This is a genomic window from Desulfovibrio sp. ZJ746, from assembly GCF_011039155.1.
Lineage (GTDB): Bacteria > Desulfobacterota > Desulfovibrionia > Desulfovibrionales > Desulfovibrionaceae > Desulfovibrio.
In genome coordinates, this window is the sequence record NZ_JAAKEK010000001.1 from 64,728 (window position 1) to 79,641 (window position 14,914).

At 66.5% G+C, this 14,914-nt stretch carries 13 protein-coding genes; 9 read left to right on the forward strand and 4 right to left on the reverse strand.

Going from position 1 to position 14,914, the window contains the following annotated elements; all coding sequences use genetic code 11:
* Nucleotides 1–108: 108 nt before the first annotated feature.
* From pal to gltX, 4 genes are all read left to right on the forward strand, one after another.
* Nucleotides 109–576, forward strand: coding sequence for a peptidoglycan-associated lipoprotein Pal (gene pal / locus G7Y54_RS00325; RefSeq protein ID WP_165075194.1), 468 nt, complete (start codon nucleotides 109–111; stop codon nucleotides 574–576).
* Nucleotides 577–782: 206 nt separating this feature from the next.
* The gene (locus G7Y54_RS00330) at nucleotides 783–1,769 is read left to right on the forward strand and encodes a D-2-hydroxyacid dehydrogenase (protein WP_165075197.1); all 987 of its coding nucleotides are present in this window, start codon (nucleotides 783–785) and stop codon (nucleotides 1,767–1,769) included.
* A 93-nt stretch (nucleotides 1,770–1,862) separates the two neighbouring features.
* A complete protein-coding gene (locus tag G7Y54_RS00335; RefSeq protein ID WP_165075200.1) occupies nucleotides 1,863–3,296 on the forward strand; it encodes a response regulator in 1,434 nt (477 codons plus the stop codon).
* Nucleotides 3,297–3,369: 73 nt separating this feature from the next.
* Nucleotides 3,370–4,803, forward strand: a complete 1,434-nt coding sequence (gltX, locus tag G7Y54_RS00340; protein WP_165075203.1) for a glutamate--tRNA ligase — start codon at nucleotides 3,370–3,372, stop codon at nucleotides 4,801–4,803.
* Nucleotides 4,804–4,879: 76 nt separating this feature from the next.
* On the opposite strand, the gene G7Y54_RS00345 is transcribed toward gltX, so the two are convergent.
* Nucleotides 4,880–5,752: a putative metalloprotease CJM1_0395 family protein gene (locus G7Y54_RS00345; protein ID WP_165075206.1), complete on the reverse strand. Its 873-nt coding sequence runs from the start codon at nucleotides 5,750–5,752 to the stop codon at nucleotides 4,880–4,882.
* A 364-nt stretch (nucleotides 5,753–6,116) separates the two neighbouring features.
* Here G7Y54_RS00345 and G7Y54_RS00350 point away from each other — a divergent pair, with 364 nt between their 5' ends.
* From G7Y54_RS00350 to G7Y54_RS00365, 4 genes are all read left to right on the forward strand, one after another.
* Nucleotides 6,117–7,064 carry a hydrogenase small subunit gene (locus tag G7Y54_RS00350; RefSeq protein ID WP_165075209.1) on the forward strand — a complete coding sequence of 316 codons (948 nt, stop codon included), beginning with the start codon at nucleotides 6,117–6,119 and terminating at the stop codon, nucleotides 7,062–7,064.
* A 9-nt stretch (nucleotides 7,065–7,073) separates the two neighbouring features.
* A complete protein-coding gene (locus G7Y54_RS00355) occupies nucleotides 7,074–8,756 on the forward strand; it encodes a nickel-dependent hydrogenase large subunit (RefSeq protein ID WP_165075212.1) in 1,683 nt (560 codons plus the stop codon).
* A gap of 109 nt (nucleotides 8,757–8,865) precedes the next feature.
* The gene (locus G7Y54_RS00360) at nucleotides 8,866–9,360 is read left to right on the forward strand and encodes a HyaD/HybD family hydrogenase maturation endopeptidase (protein WP_165075215.1); all 495 of its coding nucleotides are present in this window, start codon (nucleotides 8,866–8,868) and stop codon (nucleotides 9,358–9,360) included.
* Between the two features lie 73 nt (nucleotides 9,361–9,433).
* Entirely contained in the window at nucleotides 9,434–11,419 is a 1,986-nt protein-coding gene (locus G7Y54_RS00365; protein ID WP_165075256.1) for a sensor domain-containing diguanylate cyclase, read from the forward strand.
* Between the two features lie 28 nt (nucleotides 11,420–11,447).
* Here G7Y54_RS00365 and G7Y54_RS00370 read toward each other — a convergent pair whose 3' ends face one another.
* The 3 genes from G7Y54_RS00370 to G7Y54_RS00380 form a co-directional block, all read right to left on the reverse strand.
* Entirely contained in the window at nucleotides 11,448–11,969 is a 522-nt protein-coding gene (locus tag G7Y54_RS00370; protein WP_165075259.1) for a DUF523 domain-containing protein, read from the reverse strand.
* Nucleotides 11,953–12,258, reverse strand: coding sequence for a hypothetical protein (locus G7Y54_RS00375; RefSeq protein WP_206214867.1), 306 nt, complete (start codon nucleotides 12,256–12,258; stop codon nucleotides 11,953–11,955). The genes G7Y54_RS00370 and G7Y54_RS00375 overlap by 17 nt, the downstream gene beginning before the upstream one ends.
* 62 nt (nucleotides 12,259–12,320) lie before the next feature.
* Nucleotides 12,321–14,045, reverse strand: coding sequence for a putative sulfate exporter family transporter (locus G7Y54_RS00380; protein ID WP_165075262.1), 1,725 nt, complete (start codon nucleotides 14,043–14,045; stop codon nucleotides 12,321–12,323).
* Nucleotides 14,046–14,402: 357 nt separating this feature from the next.
* Here G7Y54_RS00380 and G7Y54_RS00385 point away from each other — a divergent pair, with 357 nt between their 5' ends.
* Nucleotides 14,403–14,906 carry a hypothetical protein gene (locus tag G7Y54_RS00385; protein ID WP_241159311.1) on the forward strand — a complete coding sequence of 168 codons (504 nt, stop codon included), beginning with the start codon at nucleotides 14,403–14,405 and terminating at the stop codon, nucleotides 14,904–14,906.
* The last annotated feature ends 8 nt before the right edge of the window (nucleotides 14,907–14,914 follow it).

The following is a 14,914-nucleotide window of genomic DNA, read 5'->3' on the forward strand; positions in this document are numbered from 1 at the left end:
ACAAAACTGGAAGGCCGGATACCATCTGTCTGCGCCGCTTGGAGCGGTGCATGGTGCCGAAAGGAAAGGTTTTTTTGCTTGGAGCAGCTGTTCAGGAGGACACACAACATGAAACGCTACGCTCTTATTCTGACCCTGGTCATGGCCCTGGCCGCCGGCTTCGGCTGCGCGAAGAAGACCACCACCGAGCCCGGCTACGATGACGGCATGAGCCCCGAAATGCGCGCCGCCATCCAGCAGATCTCCGACTCGCGCGTGTACTTCGCCTTCAACAAGTACAACATCGAAAACCAGTACGACGCGGTCCTGAAGAAGGAAGCCGAGATCCTCAAGCAGTTCCCGGCCATCCGCGTGCGCATCGAAGGCAACTGCGACGACCGCGGCACCCAGGAATACAACCTCGCCCTCGGCGAGCGCCGCGCCCGCGCCGCGTATGAATATCTCGTGCAGAACGGCGTGAACCCGAGCCAGCTCGAGATGATCAGCTACGGCAAGGAAAACCCGGCCGTGCTCGGCACCGGCGAGGCCGTGTGGGCCAAGAACCGCCGCGACGACTTCCGCGTCATCGCCCACTAGTCTTTTTTTCGCCTTCTTCTCAAGGGCCGCTCCCGCAAGGGGGCGGCCCTTGTGCGTTGCGACGCTTGGGGAAGGGAAGGCGGGAGTTTTTCCCAAAGCCGAGTCCCCCTTGCGCTCTGCCCGGGATAGCTGCTAGTCTTGCAATGGGCGTCCCGCGGCGGGCGCTGACCCCCACACCATGCAACTGCGCCATCCAAGGGGCTGCCATGAAGATCGTTGTGCTCGACGGTGCCGTCCTCAACCCGGGAGATGTGGACTGGGGCCCCATCTCAGAGCTCGGGGAGCTCACCATCCACCCCGAGACCGGGCCGGCCGAGCTCGCCGAGCGGGTGCACGGCGCCGACATCCTCCTCACCAACAAGACCGAGCTCAGGCGCGAGCACATGGCCCACTTCCAGGCCGCGCGCCTCGTGAGCCTCTTGGCCACCGGCTACAACAATGTGGACCTCGACGCCTTCGCCGAAAAGGGGGTGCCGGTCTGCAACGTGACGGCCTACGGCGTGGCCGATGTGGCGCAGCACGCCATGTCGCTTTTGCTCGAGCTTTGCCACCATACACAGGAGCACACCGAGAGCGTGCGCGACGGCGAGTGGGAGCGCGCCCGGCGCTGGTGCTACTGGCAGCGCACGCCCATCTGCCTCACCGGGCTCACCATCGGCATCGTGGGCTTCGGTGACATCGGCCGCGAGATGGCGCGCCTCGCCCACGCCTTCGGCATGCGCGTGCTCGCGCACCAGCGCACCCCGCGCGACGCGCCCCCCTGGGAGGACTTCGCCTTCGTGCCGCTCCCGCAGCTTTTGGCCGAGTCCGACGTGGTGTCGCTGCACTGCCCGCTCACCCCGGAGACGGACAGGCTCATCAATGCCGAGCGCTTGGCGCTCATGCAGCCGGGCGCCATCCTCCTCAATACGGCCCGGGGCGCGCTCGTGGACGAGGAGGCGGCGGCCGCTGCGCTCAAGAGCGGGCGCCTGAGCGGCATGGGCACGGACGTGCTCTCGGAGGAGCCGCCCCGGCCCGGCAATCCGCTCCTCAGGGCGCCCAATGTGCTCATCACGCCGCACATGGCCTGGGCCACGGTGCGCGCGCGCCAGAACATCATCGACCTCACGGCGCAGAATATCCGCCGCTGGCTGGCCGGCGACCCCGTCAACGTGGTCAACGGCATCACCGAGGCGAGCTGCCCGCTCTTCTGAGGGCGGCGCCGCTGGACCTTGGCGGCGCTTTTGGCTATCGTGAGTGGTTGTGCGGCCGGGCGCCTTTGCGCCCCGGCCCGCAAGGGGGACGCCATGAACGAGGACGCGGAAAAGAGCGGGCTCACCCGGCGCATCCAGATGCGGCGCGCCGACAGGTCCCTCGCCGGTGCGAGGGTGGACGGCGAGCGCCAGCGCAAGGGCTATGCGGAGGCGGTCATCGCCCATCTGCGCGAGGGCGGCCGCATCATTTGCGTTTCTGACGACAAGGCCTTCGTCGACCTCTTGCGCGGCCTTATCCGCGACGAGCTCAAGATGCCCGCCTCCTGCCTCATGACCACGACGGCGGCCGACATGCTCGCGCGCCTCGCCCGGCAGGCGGCCGAGGCCAGCGTGAAGCCCCTTTTTCTGGTGGAGCGCGAACTCAAGGGCCGCGACCTCACCTTCGCCGTGCGCCTCATCAAAAACGGCTTTCCCGAGCTCAAGGTGCTCCTGCTCGCGGCCGGAAGCGACCGCCAGCGCATCGCGCTTTTGCAGGAGAGCGGCATGGACGGCTGCATCCTGAAACCCGTGGACGCGCCGGTCCTGCTCGAGCGCGTGGCGCTCACCGTGCGCCCGCAGGGGCAGGTGGAGCGTTCGCTCGACTGGGCGCGCTCCCTGCTCGGCCAGGGCGAGTACCTGCGCGCCCTCCAGGTCTGCGGGCAGGCGCTGGAGCAGAAGAGCAACGCGCCCGCCGTGCTCCTGCTCATGGGCGATATTTTCAAGGCCATGGAGGAGTTTGACAAGGCGGCCGATGCCTATGCCAAGGCCGCCGGCGCCTCGTCCATGTTCCTTGACCCCTTGCGCCGCCTCGCGGCCCTGCATGCGGAAAAAGGGGATGCCGCGCGCGAGCTGGAGTGCCTCGAAAAGCTGGACAATCTCTCGCCGCTGGACGTGGAGCGCAAATTGCGCATGGGCGAGCTCAGCCTCCGGCTCAACAGGACGGACAAGGCGCGCACGCTTTTGGGCGACGCGGTGCGCCTCTCGGCCAGGCAGGCGAAGGAGGGGTCGGCGGGCGTGGCCACGCGGGTGGCCGAGCTCTACGCCGAGTCCGACCCGGAGACGGCGGCGGGCTACTTGCGCCGCGCGCTGGACAGCCGCAAGGAATTCTGGGGCCGGGACGACATCGCGGCCTTCAACCGCCTGGGCCTTTTGCTGCGTCGCGCGGGCCGCTGGCGCGACGCGACCGAGGAATACCAGAAGGCGCTCGGCATCGCGCCCAATGACGCTGGCCTGCACTACAATCTCGGCATGGCGTGGCTGGAGGGCAAGGATACCGAGGCGGCGCGCGCGGCCGCTCTCAAGGCGCTGGCCCTCGACCCGGAGCTCCCGCGCAGCTCGGCGCGCGTGGCCATGAATCTCGCCACGGTCTTCCTGGCGACCGATGACCGCATGCACGCCCTGCCGCTTTTGCGCACCGCCCTTGAGCTGGAGCCGGGCAACGCCGAGGCGCGGGAACTTTTGGCGCGCGGGGAAAGCGGCGCCCGCTGAGGCGGGCCCCTCCGCATCCGCTCCTTACAGAAAAAACCGACTGACACAGCAGACAGATTTGAGGGAAGACCCCATGGCAGACGTTGTGACCCGTTTCGCGCCCAGCCCCACCGGGCACCTGCACATCGGCGGCGCGCGCACCGCCATTTTTTCCTGGCTGCTCGCCCGGCACTTCGGCGGCCGTTTCCACCTGCGCATCGAGGACACGGACCTTTTGCGCTCCAAGAAGGAGTATACGCAATCCATCCTCGCCTCCATGCGCTGGCTCGGCCTCGACTGGGACGACGACCTCACCTACCAGACCGAGCGCACCGACCTTTACAACAGCTATGTGGACAAGCTGCTCGAGAGCGGCCACGCCTACTGGTGTTCCTGCACGCCGGAAGAAGTGGAGGCCATGCGCGAGCGCGCGCGGGAGAAGGGCCTGAAACCCCGCTATGACGGCCATTGCCGCGAGCTCGGCCTCGGGCCCGGCGAGGGGCGTTGCGTGCGCCTCAAGGCGCCGCACACGGGCAAGATCGTCTTTGACGACATGGTGAAGGGCCGCATCGCCGTGGACGCCTCGGAACTGGACGACATGGTGCTGCGCCGCGCCGACGGCATGCCCACCTACAACATGGCCGTGGTGGTGGACGACCACGAAATGGGCGTCACCCACGTCATCCGCGGCGACGACCACGTTTCCAACACGCCGCGCCAGATCCTCATTTACGAGGCGCTGGGGCTCGCCGTGCCGCGCTTCGGGCATGTGCCCATGATCCTCGGGCCGGACCGGCAGAAGCTCTCCAAGCGGCACGGCGCGCGGGCCGTGGTGGAATACCAGCAGGACGGCCTTTTGCCGCAGGCCTTGGTGAGCTATCTCGCGCGCCTCGGCTGGTCGCACGGCGACCAGGAGCTCTTCAGCATGGAAGAGCTCATCCGCTTCTTTGACGGCAAGAACCTCAACCCCGCCGCCGCGGCCTTTGACCCGGCCAAGCTGGAATGGTGCAACGCGCGCTTCATGCGCGACCTGCCCCTGAACCAGCTCGTGGAACTGGTGGAGCCCTTCGCCAAGGCCGCGGGCCTGTGGGAACGCCTGGGGAATGATCCTTACGGCCGGCTGGAACCCTTGTGCGTCATGTTCCGCGAGCGGGCGAGCAACCTGGCGGCGCTGGCCGAAAGTTTCCGGCCGCTGCTCGTGGGCGCTTCGGAGCTGGTCTACAACATCAAGGACGCCAACAAGCACTTCACCGAGCAGGGCAAGGCCCATCTCGCGGCGCTGGCTGCCATCTTCAGCAAGGTGGAGCCTTTTGACGCCGGCGCCATCGAGGCCGCGCTCAACGCCTATGTGGCGGACAATGGCCTGAAGTTCAAGGAGGTGGCCCCGCCCCTGCGCACGGCGCTCATGGGCTTCATGGGCGGCTCGCACCTCAACGAGATCATGGCCTTTCTCGGCAAGCCGGAGACGCTGGCGCGCCTCGCCCGCGCTGAGGACTACACGCCGCCGGCCGCGGAGCAGGATGCCTGAGCGGCGGAACGGGTTTCACGAAAAGATAGGGGCGGCGAAATTTTCGCCGCCCCTTCTGCGTTCGGAGCCGGAATTTTCAGATTTGCAGGGAAATGCCCGTGCCGCCCGGGGCCAGCGCCGTGGGCATGACGCCGCGCTGCGCCATGGCGGCATAGGTCTCGGCGGCGCGCATGAGCGCGTGGGCGATGCCGCCGCGCCCTGGGGAATTTTCGCGGCCGGCGGCGCTTTCGGGGGCGGCGGCGCCTTCGATGCCGTCGGCCGGCTCACGGCGCGAAAGATTTTCAGCGGGGGAGGCGCCCTGCGCGCCCTCCGCGTTTTGGGCGTTCTCCACGCCGACGGCGGTCTGGTCGTTCTCGTCCCGCTTCTCGCGGGCCGCGCGCGCCTCCTGGGTTGCGGCCTTGGCGGCAACGGCCCTGTCCTGCGCCGAGGGCTCGCCGGGGGCCAGCGCCGCGCGGCGCACCTGCCGGGCCTTGGCCGCGCTCGCTTCGGGATCGTCGGGGATGGAGGAGGCGTCGATGGAAACATGCCCGCCGATGGCGTATTGCCGGCCGTCGGGCCCGCGCTGGTATTCGTAGCTGGGGCCGCCCGCCACATACTGGCCGCCGGCCGCCATGTGCGCCTTTTCGTGGGCGCGCACCTCGGCGTCGCGCTGCTTGAGCTCGCGCAGCTGGGCCTGGGCCTCGGGGCTCAAGCGCAGCGAATCGCCGTTTTCCCCGAAGGCGCCGGCGGCGTCCGCGCCGGCCTGCTGGCCCGCTCTGCCCCCAGCCTTATCCGGCTGCTGCGCCTGCGTGTTCCGGGCGCCGGCCGCATCCGCGTCGCCCTGCGCGGCGCGCCCGTACTCCCCCAAGCCCGGAAAGGCCGCAAAGCCGCCGGAACGGCTCCCGGTGGGGGCGCCGGCCGTAACAGGCCCCACGGGGCGGGCGGTGATGCTGTGGAGGGCGTCGAGCATGGCAAAAGCGTCAGGTTGCGGGTGAAGGGGCGCGGGACAAACTCTCTCGCTCCTCGTATCGGCCGGACAGGCAAAAACTTAAGGCCTTTTTTTCAGGAGGGAAGAGAAAAAATGCGCGCGGCCCACATGCGCCCCGGGGCCGCGTGTGCCATGGAGCTGCCGCCACCCGCCGCGTGTCTCATGGGGCCCCGGGCGCCAACCCCGTGCCCCAAACCAGATGCCGGTGCAAAAGCCCCGCGCCTGTTGACCCCGCGCTGGCATGGGTGTATCCTTGCGGACAAATGGCGCTGGCCCGCCTTGGGCCGCTTGCGGCGCGGGGGCACGCGCGTCTTGTCGCCATGCACTTTTTTGCCAGGAGTCGACTATGCGTATTTCCGTGGGTCTGGGCAAACAGAGCGGAGAGGAGCGTTTGGAACGCCATGGCGTGAGCCGCCGCGACTTCATGAAATTCTGCACCGCCGTGGCCGTCACCATGGGCATGGGGCCGGCCTTCGCCGACGACGTGGCCGCGGCCCTCACCGGGCAGCGCCCCAATGTGGTCTATCTCCACACGGCCGAATGCACGGGCTGTTCCGAGGCGCTCATGCGCATGTACAAGCCCTATATCGACAGCCTCATCCTCGACACCATCTCCCTCGACTACCAGGAGACCATCATGGCCGCCGCCGGGCAGGCCGCGGAAGATGCGCTGGAGCAGGCCGTCCATTCGCCGCAGGGCTTCATCCTCATGGTGGAAGGCGCCATTCCCACGGGCATGGGCGGCAAGTACGGCTATGTGGGCGGCAAGACCATGTATGACATCTGCAAGGACATCCTGCCCAAGTCCAAGCTCAATCTCGCCCTCGGCACCTGCGCCTCCTACGGCGGCATCCAGGCGGCGCGCCCCAACCCCACGGAAGCCGTGGGCCTCGGCGAAGCCTATGCGGACATGGGCATCAAGGTCATCAACATCCCCGGCTGCCCGCCCAACCCCATCAACATGGTGGGCACGCTCGTGGCCTACCTGAGCGGCATGGACATCGAGCTCGACGAGCTCGGCCGGCCGCTCATGTTCTACGGCCAGACCGTCCACGACCGCTGCGAGCGCCGCAAGCATTTCGACGCCGGCGAGTTCGCCCCCTCGTTCAATTCCGAAGAGGCGCGCAAGGGCTGGTGTCTCTATGACCTGGGCTGCAAGGGCCCGCAGACCTACAACAACTGTCCGGTGGTGCTCTTCAACCAGACCAACTGGCCCGTGGGCGCCGGCAGCCCCTGCATCGGCTGCAGCGAGCCGGGCTTCTGGGACGACATGACGCCATTCTACAAGAACTAGGGGGAAACCATGAGCCAGGTCATCAAAGCGCCCCAGAGCACCTATACCGGCCAGGTGGTGGTCGATCCGCTGACCCGCATCGAGGGGCATCTTCGCATCGAGGCGGAGGTGGAGAACGGCAAGATCAAGGAGGCCCGCTGCGTGGGCACCCTGTTCCGCGGCCTCGAGATCATCCTCAAGGGCCGCAACCCCTTTGACGCGCCCCACTTCACGCAGCGCACCTGCGGCGTCTGCACCTACAGCCATTCGCTCGCGTCCACGCGCGCCGTGGAAGACGCCATCAACAAGCCCATCCCGGCCAATGCCACCTATCTGCGCAATCTCGTCCTGTCCATGCTCTACCTGCATGACCATCTCGTGCATTTCTACGCCCTGCACGCGCTGGACTTCGTGGACGTGGTCAACGCCCTTCAGGGCGACCCGGTCAAGGCGGCGCAGATCGCCAATTCCATCTCCAACCGCAAGGTCACGCCCGACGATTACCGCGCCGTGCAGGCCAAGCTCAAGGCCTTTGTGGACAGCGGCCAGCTCGGCCCCTTCACCAACGCCTACTTCCTCGGCAACCACCCGGCATATCACCTGAGCCCGGAGCTCAACCTCATCGGCACGGCCGACTACCTCGCGGCCCTGCGCGTGCAGGTCAAGGCGGCGCGCGCCATGGCCGTGTTCGGCGCCAAGAACCCGCACACCCAGTTCACCGTGCCCGGCGGCGTCACCAACTATGGCGCCCTGACGCCCGAGCGCATCAAGGAATTCACGGATCTCTACAAGGAGACCCTGACCTTCATCGAGGATTACTACATCCCCGACCTGCTCGCCATCGCGAGCCAGTACAAGGAATGCGCCACCTACGGCGGCACGCGCAACTTCATGGCCTTCGGCGAATTCCCCGACCCGGGCTGCGAGCGCGATCTCCAGAAGCGCTGGCTCAGGCCCGGCGTCATCCTTGACCGCAAGATCGGCAAGGTGCGCGACATGGACCCCAACAGGATCGCCGAGGGCGTGGCCCACAGCTGGTACGTGGGCGACAAGGCCCGCCATCCCTACGAGGGCGAGACCGAGCCCTATTTCACCAAGATGGGCGACAAGGACAAGTATTCCTGGCTCAAGGCCCCGCGCTACGACGGCATCGCCGTGGAGACCGGGCCGCTCGCGCAGGTGCTCGTCTCCTACGCGCAGGAGCACAGGACCATCAAGCCCATGGTGGACAAGGTGCTGGGCGCCCTCCAGATCGGGCCCGAGGCGCTCTTCTCCACGCTCGGCCGCACGGCCGCGCGCGGCATCGAGGCACTGGCCGTGGGCCAGCAGGTCGAGACCTGGATCAAGCAGTACCAACACAACATCACGAAAGACCAGCAGATCGTGGAGAACTACGAGCCGCCCAAGAGCGCCCGTGGCGTTGGCTTTGTCAATGCCCCACGCGGCGGCCTCTCCCACTGGATCGTCACCGATGACGACGCGCGCATCGCCAACTTCCAGCTCGTGGTGCCCACCACCTGGAACCTGAGCCCGCGCGACGCCAAGAACGTGCCGAGCGCCTGCGAGGAAGCCCTCGTGGGCACGCCCGTGGCCGACCCGGCGCGCCCGGTGGAGATCCTGCGCGTGGTCCACTCCTTTGACCCCTGCATCGCCTGCGCCGTGCATGTCATCGACGGGGAGACCAACCAGGTCCACAAGTTCAAGGTGTTGTAACCGCTTTCGCACCGGCCCGCGCCGGTGCGGGGCTTCATGGAGGGGGCGGGCTCTGGCCCGCCCTTTCCGTATCCGGGCCATGGCGGAAGGCGAAAGAAAGGAACGGCAGATGGCAGAACCGCGGGTGCTCGTGCTCGGCGTGGGCAATATCCTCCTCTGTGACGAGGGCTTCGGCGTGGCCGCCGTGAACCGGCTGGAGCAGGACTACAGCTGGCCCGACAATGTGCGCCTGCTGGACGGCGGCACGCTCGGCCTTTTCCTCATGCCCGACATCATGGACGCCGACCTGCTGGTGGTGCTCGACGTGGTGCTCGGCCCCGGCGCGCCCGGGACGATCTACCTGCTGGAAGGGGAAGACCTGCGCAAGAGCCTGAGCTTCAGGGATTCCACGCACCAGACCGACCTTGTGGACACGCTCATCAGTTGCGGTCTCGCCGGCCACAGGCCGGAGACGTTCATCATCGGCATCCAGCCCGGCGACTGGCAGACCCTGTCGCCGGAGCTGACCCCGGAGCTAGCGGCGAAGCTGCCGGAATTCTGCGCCAAGGTGGTGGCAGAGTTGGCCCGGCGCGGCATCACGGCCACGCCGAGGGCGTCCGCCTGAAGGCCGGCGGCGGGGGCGGCCACGGCCGCTTGCCGGCGCAGTCCGCAAGGGAGAAGGTGCAACGGGAGGCAGCATGCGCAGCCGGGTCATCAAGACAAATCTGCTGGTGGGCGTCATCCTCCTCATCGGCTTCCTCCTCACCGCCTGGTTCAGCCACCGCGCCAATTATCGCGTTTCGCTGACCGCGCTGGAGCAGGTCTCGGCGCTCACCGCGGACAGCATCTATTTTCGGCTCTCCTCGGTGCTGAACCGGCCCGTGACCATGGCCCTGACCATGGCCGGCGACACCTTCCTCGCCGACTGGCTCCTGCGCGAGGGCGCGCATCTCGACGAGGCGGAGTTCGCGCGCGCCATCCAGTCCTATCTCACGGCCTATCAGGAGAAGGACCATTTCGATTCGGTCTTTCTGGTGTCGGCCGCGAGCCGGCGCTATTACAGTGCTGCCGGCATCGACCGCGTGCTCGCCCCGGGCGCCCCGGAAAACGCCTGGTATGCCGCGCTTATGGCCTCGAACCGCCAGTATTCGCTCAATGTGGATACGGACAAAACGGCGGGCGCGGGCAAGGCCCCGGCGGTGTTCGTGAACTGCAAGATCATGGATCCCTGGGGCGAAGTGCTCGGCGTGGTGGGCATCGGCATCCGCACCGATGTCCTCAAGCGCATCCTCAAGGAATATGAGGAGCGCTACGGGGTCGAGGTCTTCCTGCTCGACCGCGCGGGCACTGTGGAGGTCTCGCAGGGGCATACCGGCGAGGAGCACAAGGATTGGTTCACGCTCTCAGGCCGCGAACGACTCCGGGCCGCCATCCTCGACAGGCGCAACAGTGACGCCAATTTCGGTGTCTGGGCAGGCGGCGCCGGGGAGAGCGGGGAACTGGAAGGGCCGGCGGGCCCGGGATCTTCCTATCTCGTCACGCGCTACATGCCCGAGCTCTCGTGGTACCTGGTGGTGGAGCAGGACGCGGCGCCGCTCATCGCCAAGATGCGGTCGCAGATCAGCACTTCCATCCTCGTGCTCCTGCTCATCCTCGCCAGCGTCTTCACTGTCATCACCCTGGTCATCAGGGGCTTCAACAAAAAGATCACGGGCATCATCGAGCAGCGTCTCGGCCTGTTCAAGCAGGCCACGGAACAGCTCTATGACGATATTTACGAGTGGAACATCACGCATAACCGCTGCGTGGGCGCGAACACCGAAGAATATTTCGCGCGCATCGGCGCAAGCCGCCTCTCCTTTGACGAGGGCCTCACCATCATCGCCGAAAAGCAGATCAAGCCCGAGTTCCGCGAGGGCTATGTGGCGCGCTTCTGCACAAAGAACGTGCTCGCCGAGTTCCGCAAGGGCAACCATCACCTGCGCTATGACTTCATGATCACACAGGACGGCAAGTCCTACCACTGGATGCGCATCGACGCCCATGTGTTCTACTCGCCGGACGACGACTCCCTGCACATGTTCACCTACAGGAAGAACATTGACGCGGAAAAGCAGAAGGAGGCGCTGGCCAATATCGACGAGATGACGGGCTGCTCCACCAAGAAGGCCACGGAGCGCATGATCGACGACGCGCTCCTCCACCATCCCGACGCGCCGGCCGCCTTTTTCATCTTCGATATCGACGATTTCAAGCAGGCCAACGACACTTTCGGGCACGCCTTCGGCGACCGCTGCATCCGGGAATTTTCGGCCGTCATCAGGAAGCACTTTCGCGAGCAGGACATCGTGGGGCGCCTCGGGGGCGACGAATTCGCGGCCTTCATCCCCATCCCGAGCCACGCCTGGGCCCAGCAGAAGGCCCGCGAACTCGTGGAAGCACTGCATTTTGTCTGCACGGACGGCGAGGACAGCTGGCAGGTCTCGGCCAGCATCGGCGTGGCCTTCGCCCCGGAGGACGGCACCCGCTTCATCGACCTCTACCAGGGCGCGGACGCGGCCCTCTACGAGACCAAGCAGAACGGCAAAAACGGGTTTACCATCCACCGGCCGGAGAGCCGGGAGGGCCGGGGGGCAGCCGGAGCGCCGGAACAGGCCGGAGCGGGAAGAAGCGGTATCAGATAAAATAAGGGCCGGAGACTCGTGGCCGGCCTCAGGGCGTGGTGGTATCGTCGGTCATGTCCGGCGGAAGACTATCTTCAGTCCAAAGCCTGAAGCCGGCCTCGCGCAGGCGTTTTGCCCAGAGGCCGTCGCCGGGGCGGAGTGTGTGGCTGAAGCTCCCGTCATAGACCTCGCCCACGCCGCAGGAAGGGGAGCGTGCCTTGAGGATGGCCTCGCGGGCGCCGCTCGCAAGGGCCGCGGCAAGGGCGCGATCCGCGCCACGCTCAAAGGCTGCGGTCACGTCCGCGCCGTCACGGGAAAGCACGCGGACCTCGTTCTCGTCCGCGCCGGCCAGCACCTGCTCGCACGGGGGCCGGGGCACGGGCAGGCCCGAAAGGCTCTCCGGGCACACGGGCACGGCGAGGCCCGCTTCGACAAGCGCCACAACCTGCGCGCAGGGATTGCTTGCGCCGTCATAGCGGCAACAAAGCCCGGCCAGGCAGCCGCTCACCACAAAGCGGGGCCGGGGCGCCGCGCCGGCAGCATCCTTAATGGCTTTAATGGCTTTTGCCATCCGCCCCACCACCGGCCTGCGCGGCCTTGCGTTCCTCAAGGCGGCGCTGCATGCGGTTTGCCATGCCCTCGCGCACGGCCTTGCGCGTGGCCTCTTCCGATTCCTGCGTCACCGGAACGTCGCTGTAATAGATGGCGCCGCTGTGGATGTTGTGCTCTTCCTGCACGGCGTCATAGCGCTGCCACGCCGGCGAAAGCGAAAACAGCCAGGGGCCGATGACGCAGAAGAAGAGCAAAAGACCGCCTATCCAGCAGCAGAGGCGGAAGACGGTGCGCGTGACAGGCGGCATGGCGGGCTCATGAAAAAAGCCGCCGCGGCTTTGGGCCGCGGCGGCTTGTGCTGTGCGGAGCGCTAGATGCGCGCCGTGATTTCGGGGAAGACCTTGTAGAACATGATCCAGGCCATGAGCAGCGTCAGGGCCAGGTTCAGGGACTGGCCGCACACATAGAGGATGACCGGCTTGCCGCCCTTGAAGTACTTGGCAAGGGCGCGGAAGTCGGTGGTGAGGCCGATGGAGATGAAGGCCAGGCAGAAGAACCAGCCGCGCAGCGGGTTGGCGACCTTGTTGACGCCGTTGTCAACGAGCATCTTGGCAAAGTCGCCGCCGAGGTTGGCGCTGATGATGGACATGATGACCGAGACCGCGAGGAAGCCGATGACGAACTTCGGGAAGCGGTTCCAGATCTCGCCCGCGCCCACCTTCTCGCCGGTGTTGTCCACCTTGGTGGTGAAGTAGATGGCCACGCAGAAGGCGGTGACGCCGATGAGCACGTTCTGGATCATCTTGACGGTGGCGGCAACCTGGAGGGCCTTGGGGCCGATCCACGCGCCGGCGGCGGCCACGGCGCCCGTGGCGTCGACCGTGCCGCCGATCCACGCGCCGCCCAGGATCTCGGGCATGCCCACGGCCTTGATGAAGGCCGGCATGACGATCATCATGATGGCGGTGAAGGTCATGGAGAGGCCGAGGGAGAGGGTGAGCTCTTCCTTCTTGGCGCGGGCCGCGGCCGCGGTGGCGATGGCGGCGGAGGTGCCGCACACCGACATGTCGGCCGAGATGACGATGTTCAGGGTGCGCGAGGGCATCTTGAGCACCTTCTGGCCGAAGATGAAGGTGGTGATGAGCACGATGGGCGTCACCACCCAGGCCACGAAGATGCCGGGGATGCCGATGGCCATGATCTTGTGGAAGAGCACGTCAGCGCCAAGCAGAACCAGGCCGATCTTGATGTAGTACTCGACCTGCGAGCCGTCCTGAAGCCATTTCGGCGTGCCGATGGTGTTGGCGATGATCATGCCGATGGCGATGGACCAGATTTCGGCGTTGGCGCCGTAGCGGCGCATGGTCACCTGGTTGCCGAGGATGTTGGCGAGGATGCAGAGCAGATACACGACGAGGAAGGCCACGAAGAAGCGGCCCGCGTTGAAGCCCATGACCACGGCGCCGATGGTGACGAGCACGCCGAGGCAGAGCCCGAGCACGATAAGCGTGGGGATGCGGTTGAAGGGCTTGACGATCTTCTTGGAGGCGTCGGCGGTGGCCTTCTTGGCCTTCTGCCAAGAGCCGATGGCGGCGGTGGCGGCCTCGTTCAGCGAATTGTCCTGAAAGCCGGCGTCCGCGGCCATGGCCTGCGCCGTCTTGGCGGCGTCGAGGGCGGCGGCTTCGGCGGCCTTGGCCTCGTCCACCTTGGGCAGCACGGAGGCGTTCATCCTGTCGGCGTCAGCCTTGCTCAGGATGAGCGAATCCAGCGGATTGGAGCTCCAGCGGGCCGGCGTCTTGATGTAGTTGATGAGCGCGGCCACGGCGGGGAGCTTCTGGCCCTGGAGGCCCTTCTGGGCGGCGGAAGCGTCGTACCACTCGATGGTCTTGAAGGGCTTGGCGGCCTCGGCCTTGAGGGTGGCGGCGTACTGGTCGTACTTGCTTTCCAGGTCGGAGCGGCCGCCGAACACGAGGCAGACAGCCACGATGATCAGGAAGAGGCCGATCCAGATGGCCCAGTAGTCTTCCTTCTTCCAGAGATCAGAGAACTGCGATTTCCCCCGATCAATAACGATATCGGAGTTTGCCTGAGACATCCCTTTCCCTCCTGTGGAGATCCTGGTTATGACCCGGCGCGAAAACCGGGCCTGACTTCAACCATCAGCCCCCATCCTTCCCGGCGGATGGTGTATCGGATGGCACGATACACCAAAAAAAATCGGCATTCAAGCCGTCAGCGGGCGCATATGCCATTTTCTTCACAGCTTCGGGGCGGCGCGCGGCGGTCAAAAGTCTTGCGGGTGGAGCAGACTCCTTCCCGGCACGGTGCGCGCGGGCGCGCTTGGACATTTTCCAAAAAATGTGTAGAATTTTTCTTAATTGCCGGGCGCCGGCGGCAGCCGCCCCGAACACTGTCCGAACCCGGCGCCCCATCTCCAGCCAGCGAGGAAACCATGCACGCCACCCGTCCGCTTTTCCTGCTTCCCGCCGCCCTCCTGCTGGCGGCCTTCTGTCTCTCCCCGGCGCCGCTTTTCGCGGCGCAGCCCGCGGTGCCCCAGGCGGGCAAGCCCGTGCAGGACGCGCCCGAGAAAAGCGCGGACCGCACCACCGTGGTCAATGTCCAGCTCGACGGCACGGACAGCCTTGGCGCGCGCCTGTCGACGCGCCTCAAGGAGCGCTTCAACCAGAGCAGCCTCTTCCGTCTCAATGCCGATGAGGAGCGGGACGCGCCCGAGCTGCGCGTGCTGCTCAACACAGCGCCGGAATTTCCCGGGCGCCCGGCCGTGGGCTCCGTCTACGGGGTCTGCTGGGTGTTCAGCCAGGGCAAGGGCTATCTCGGCTACCTGCTCGCCCGCGAGGTGGGCACGGTCAATGCCGAAGACCTCGACGCGCTGGTGGACAAGCTCGTGGAGCGCACGGACGGCATCGCCGCCAAGTACGGCAACCTCTGGAAATAAGCGGGGGA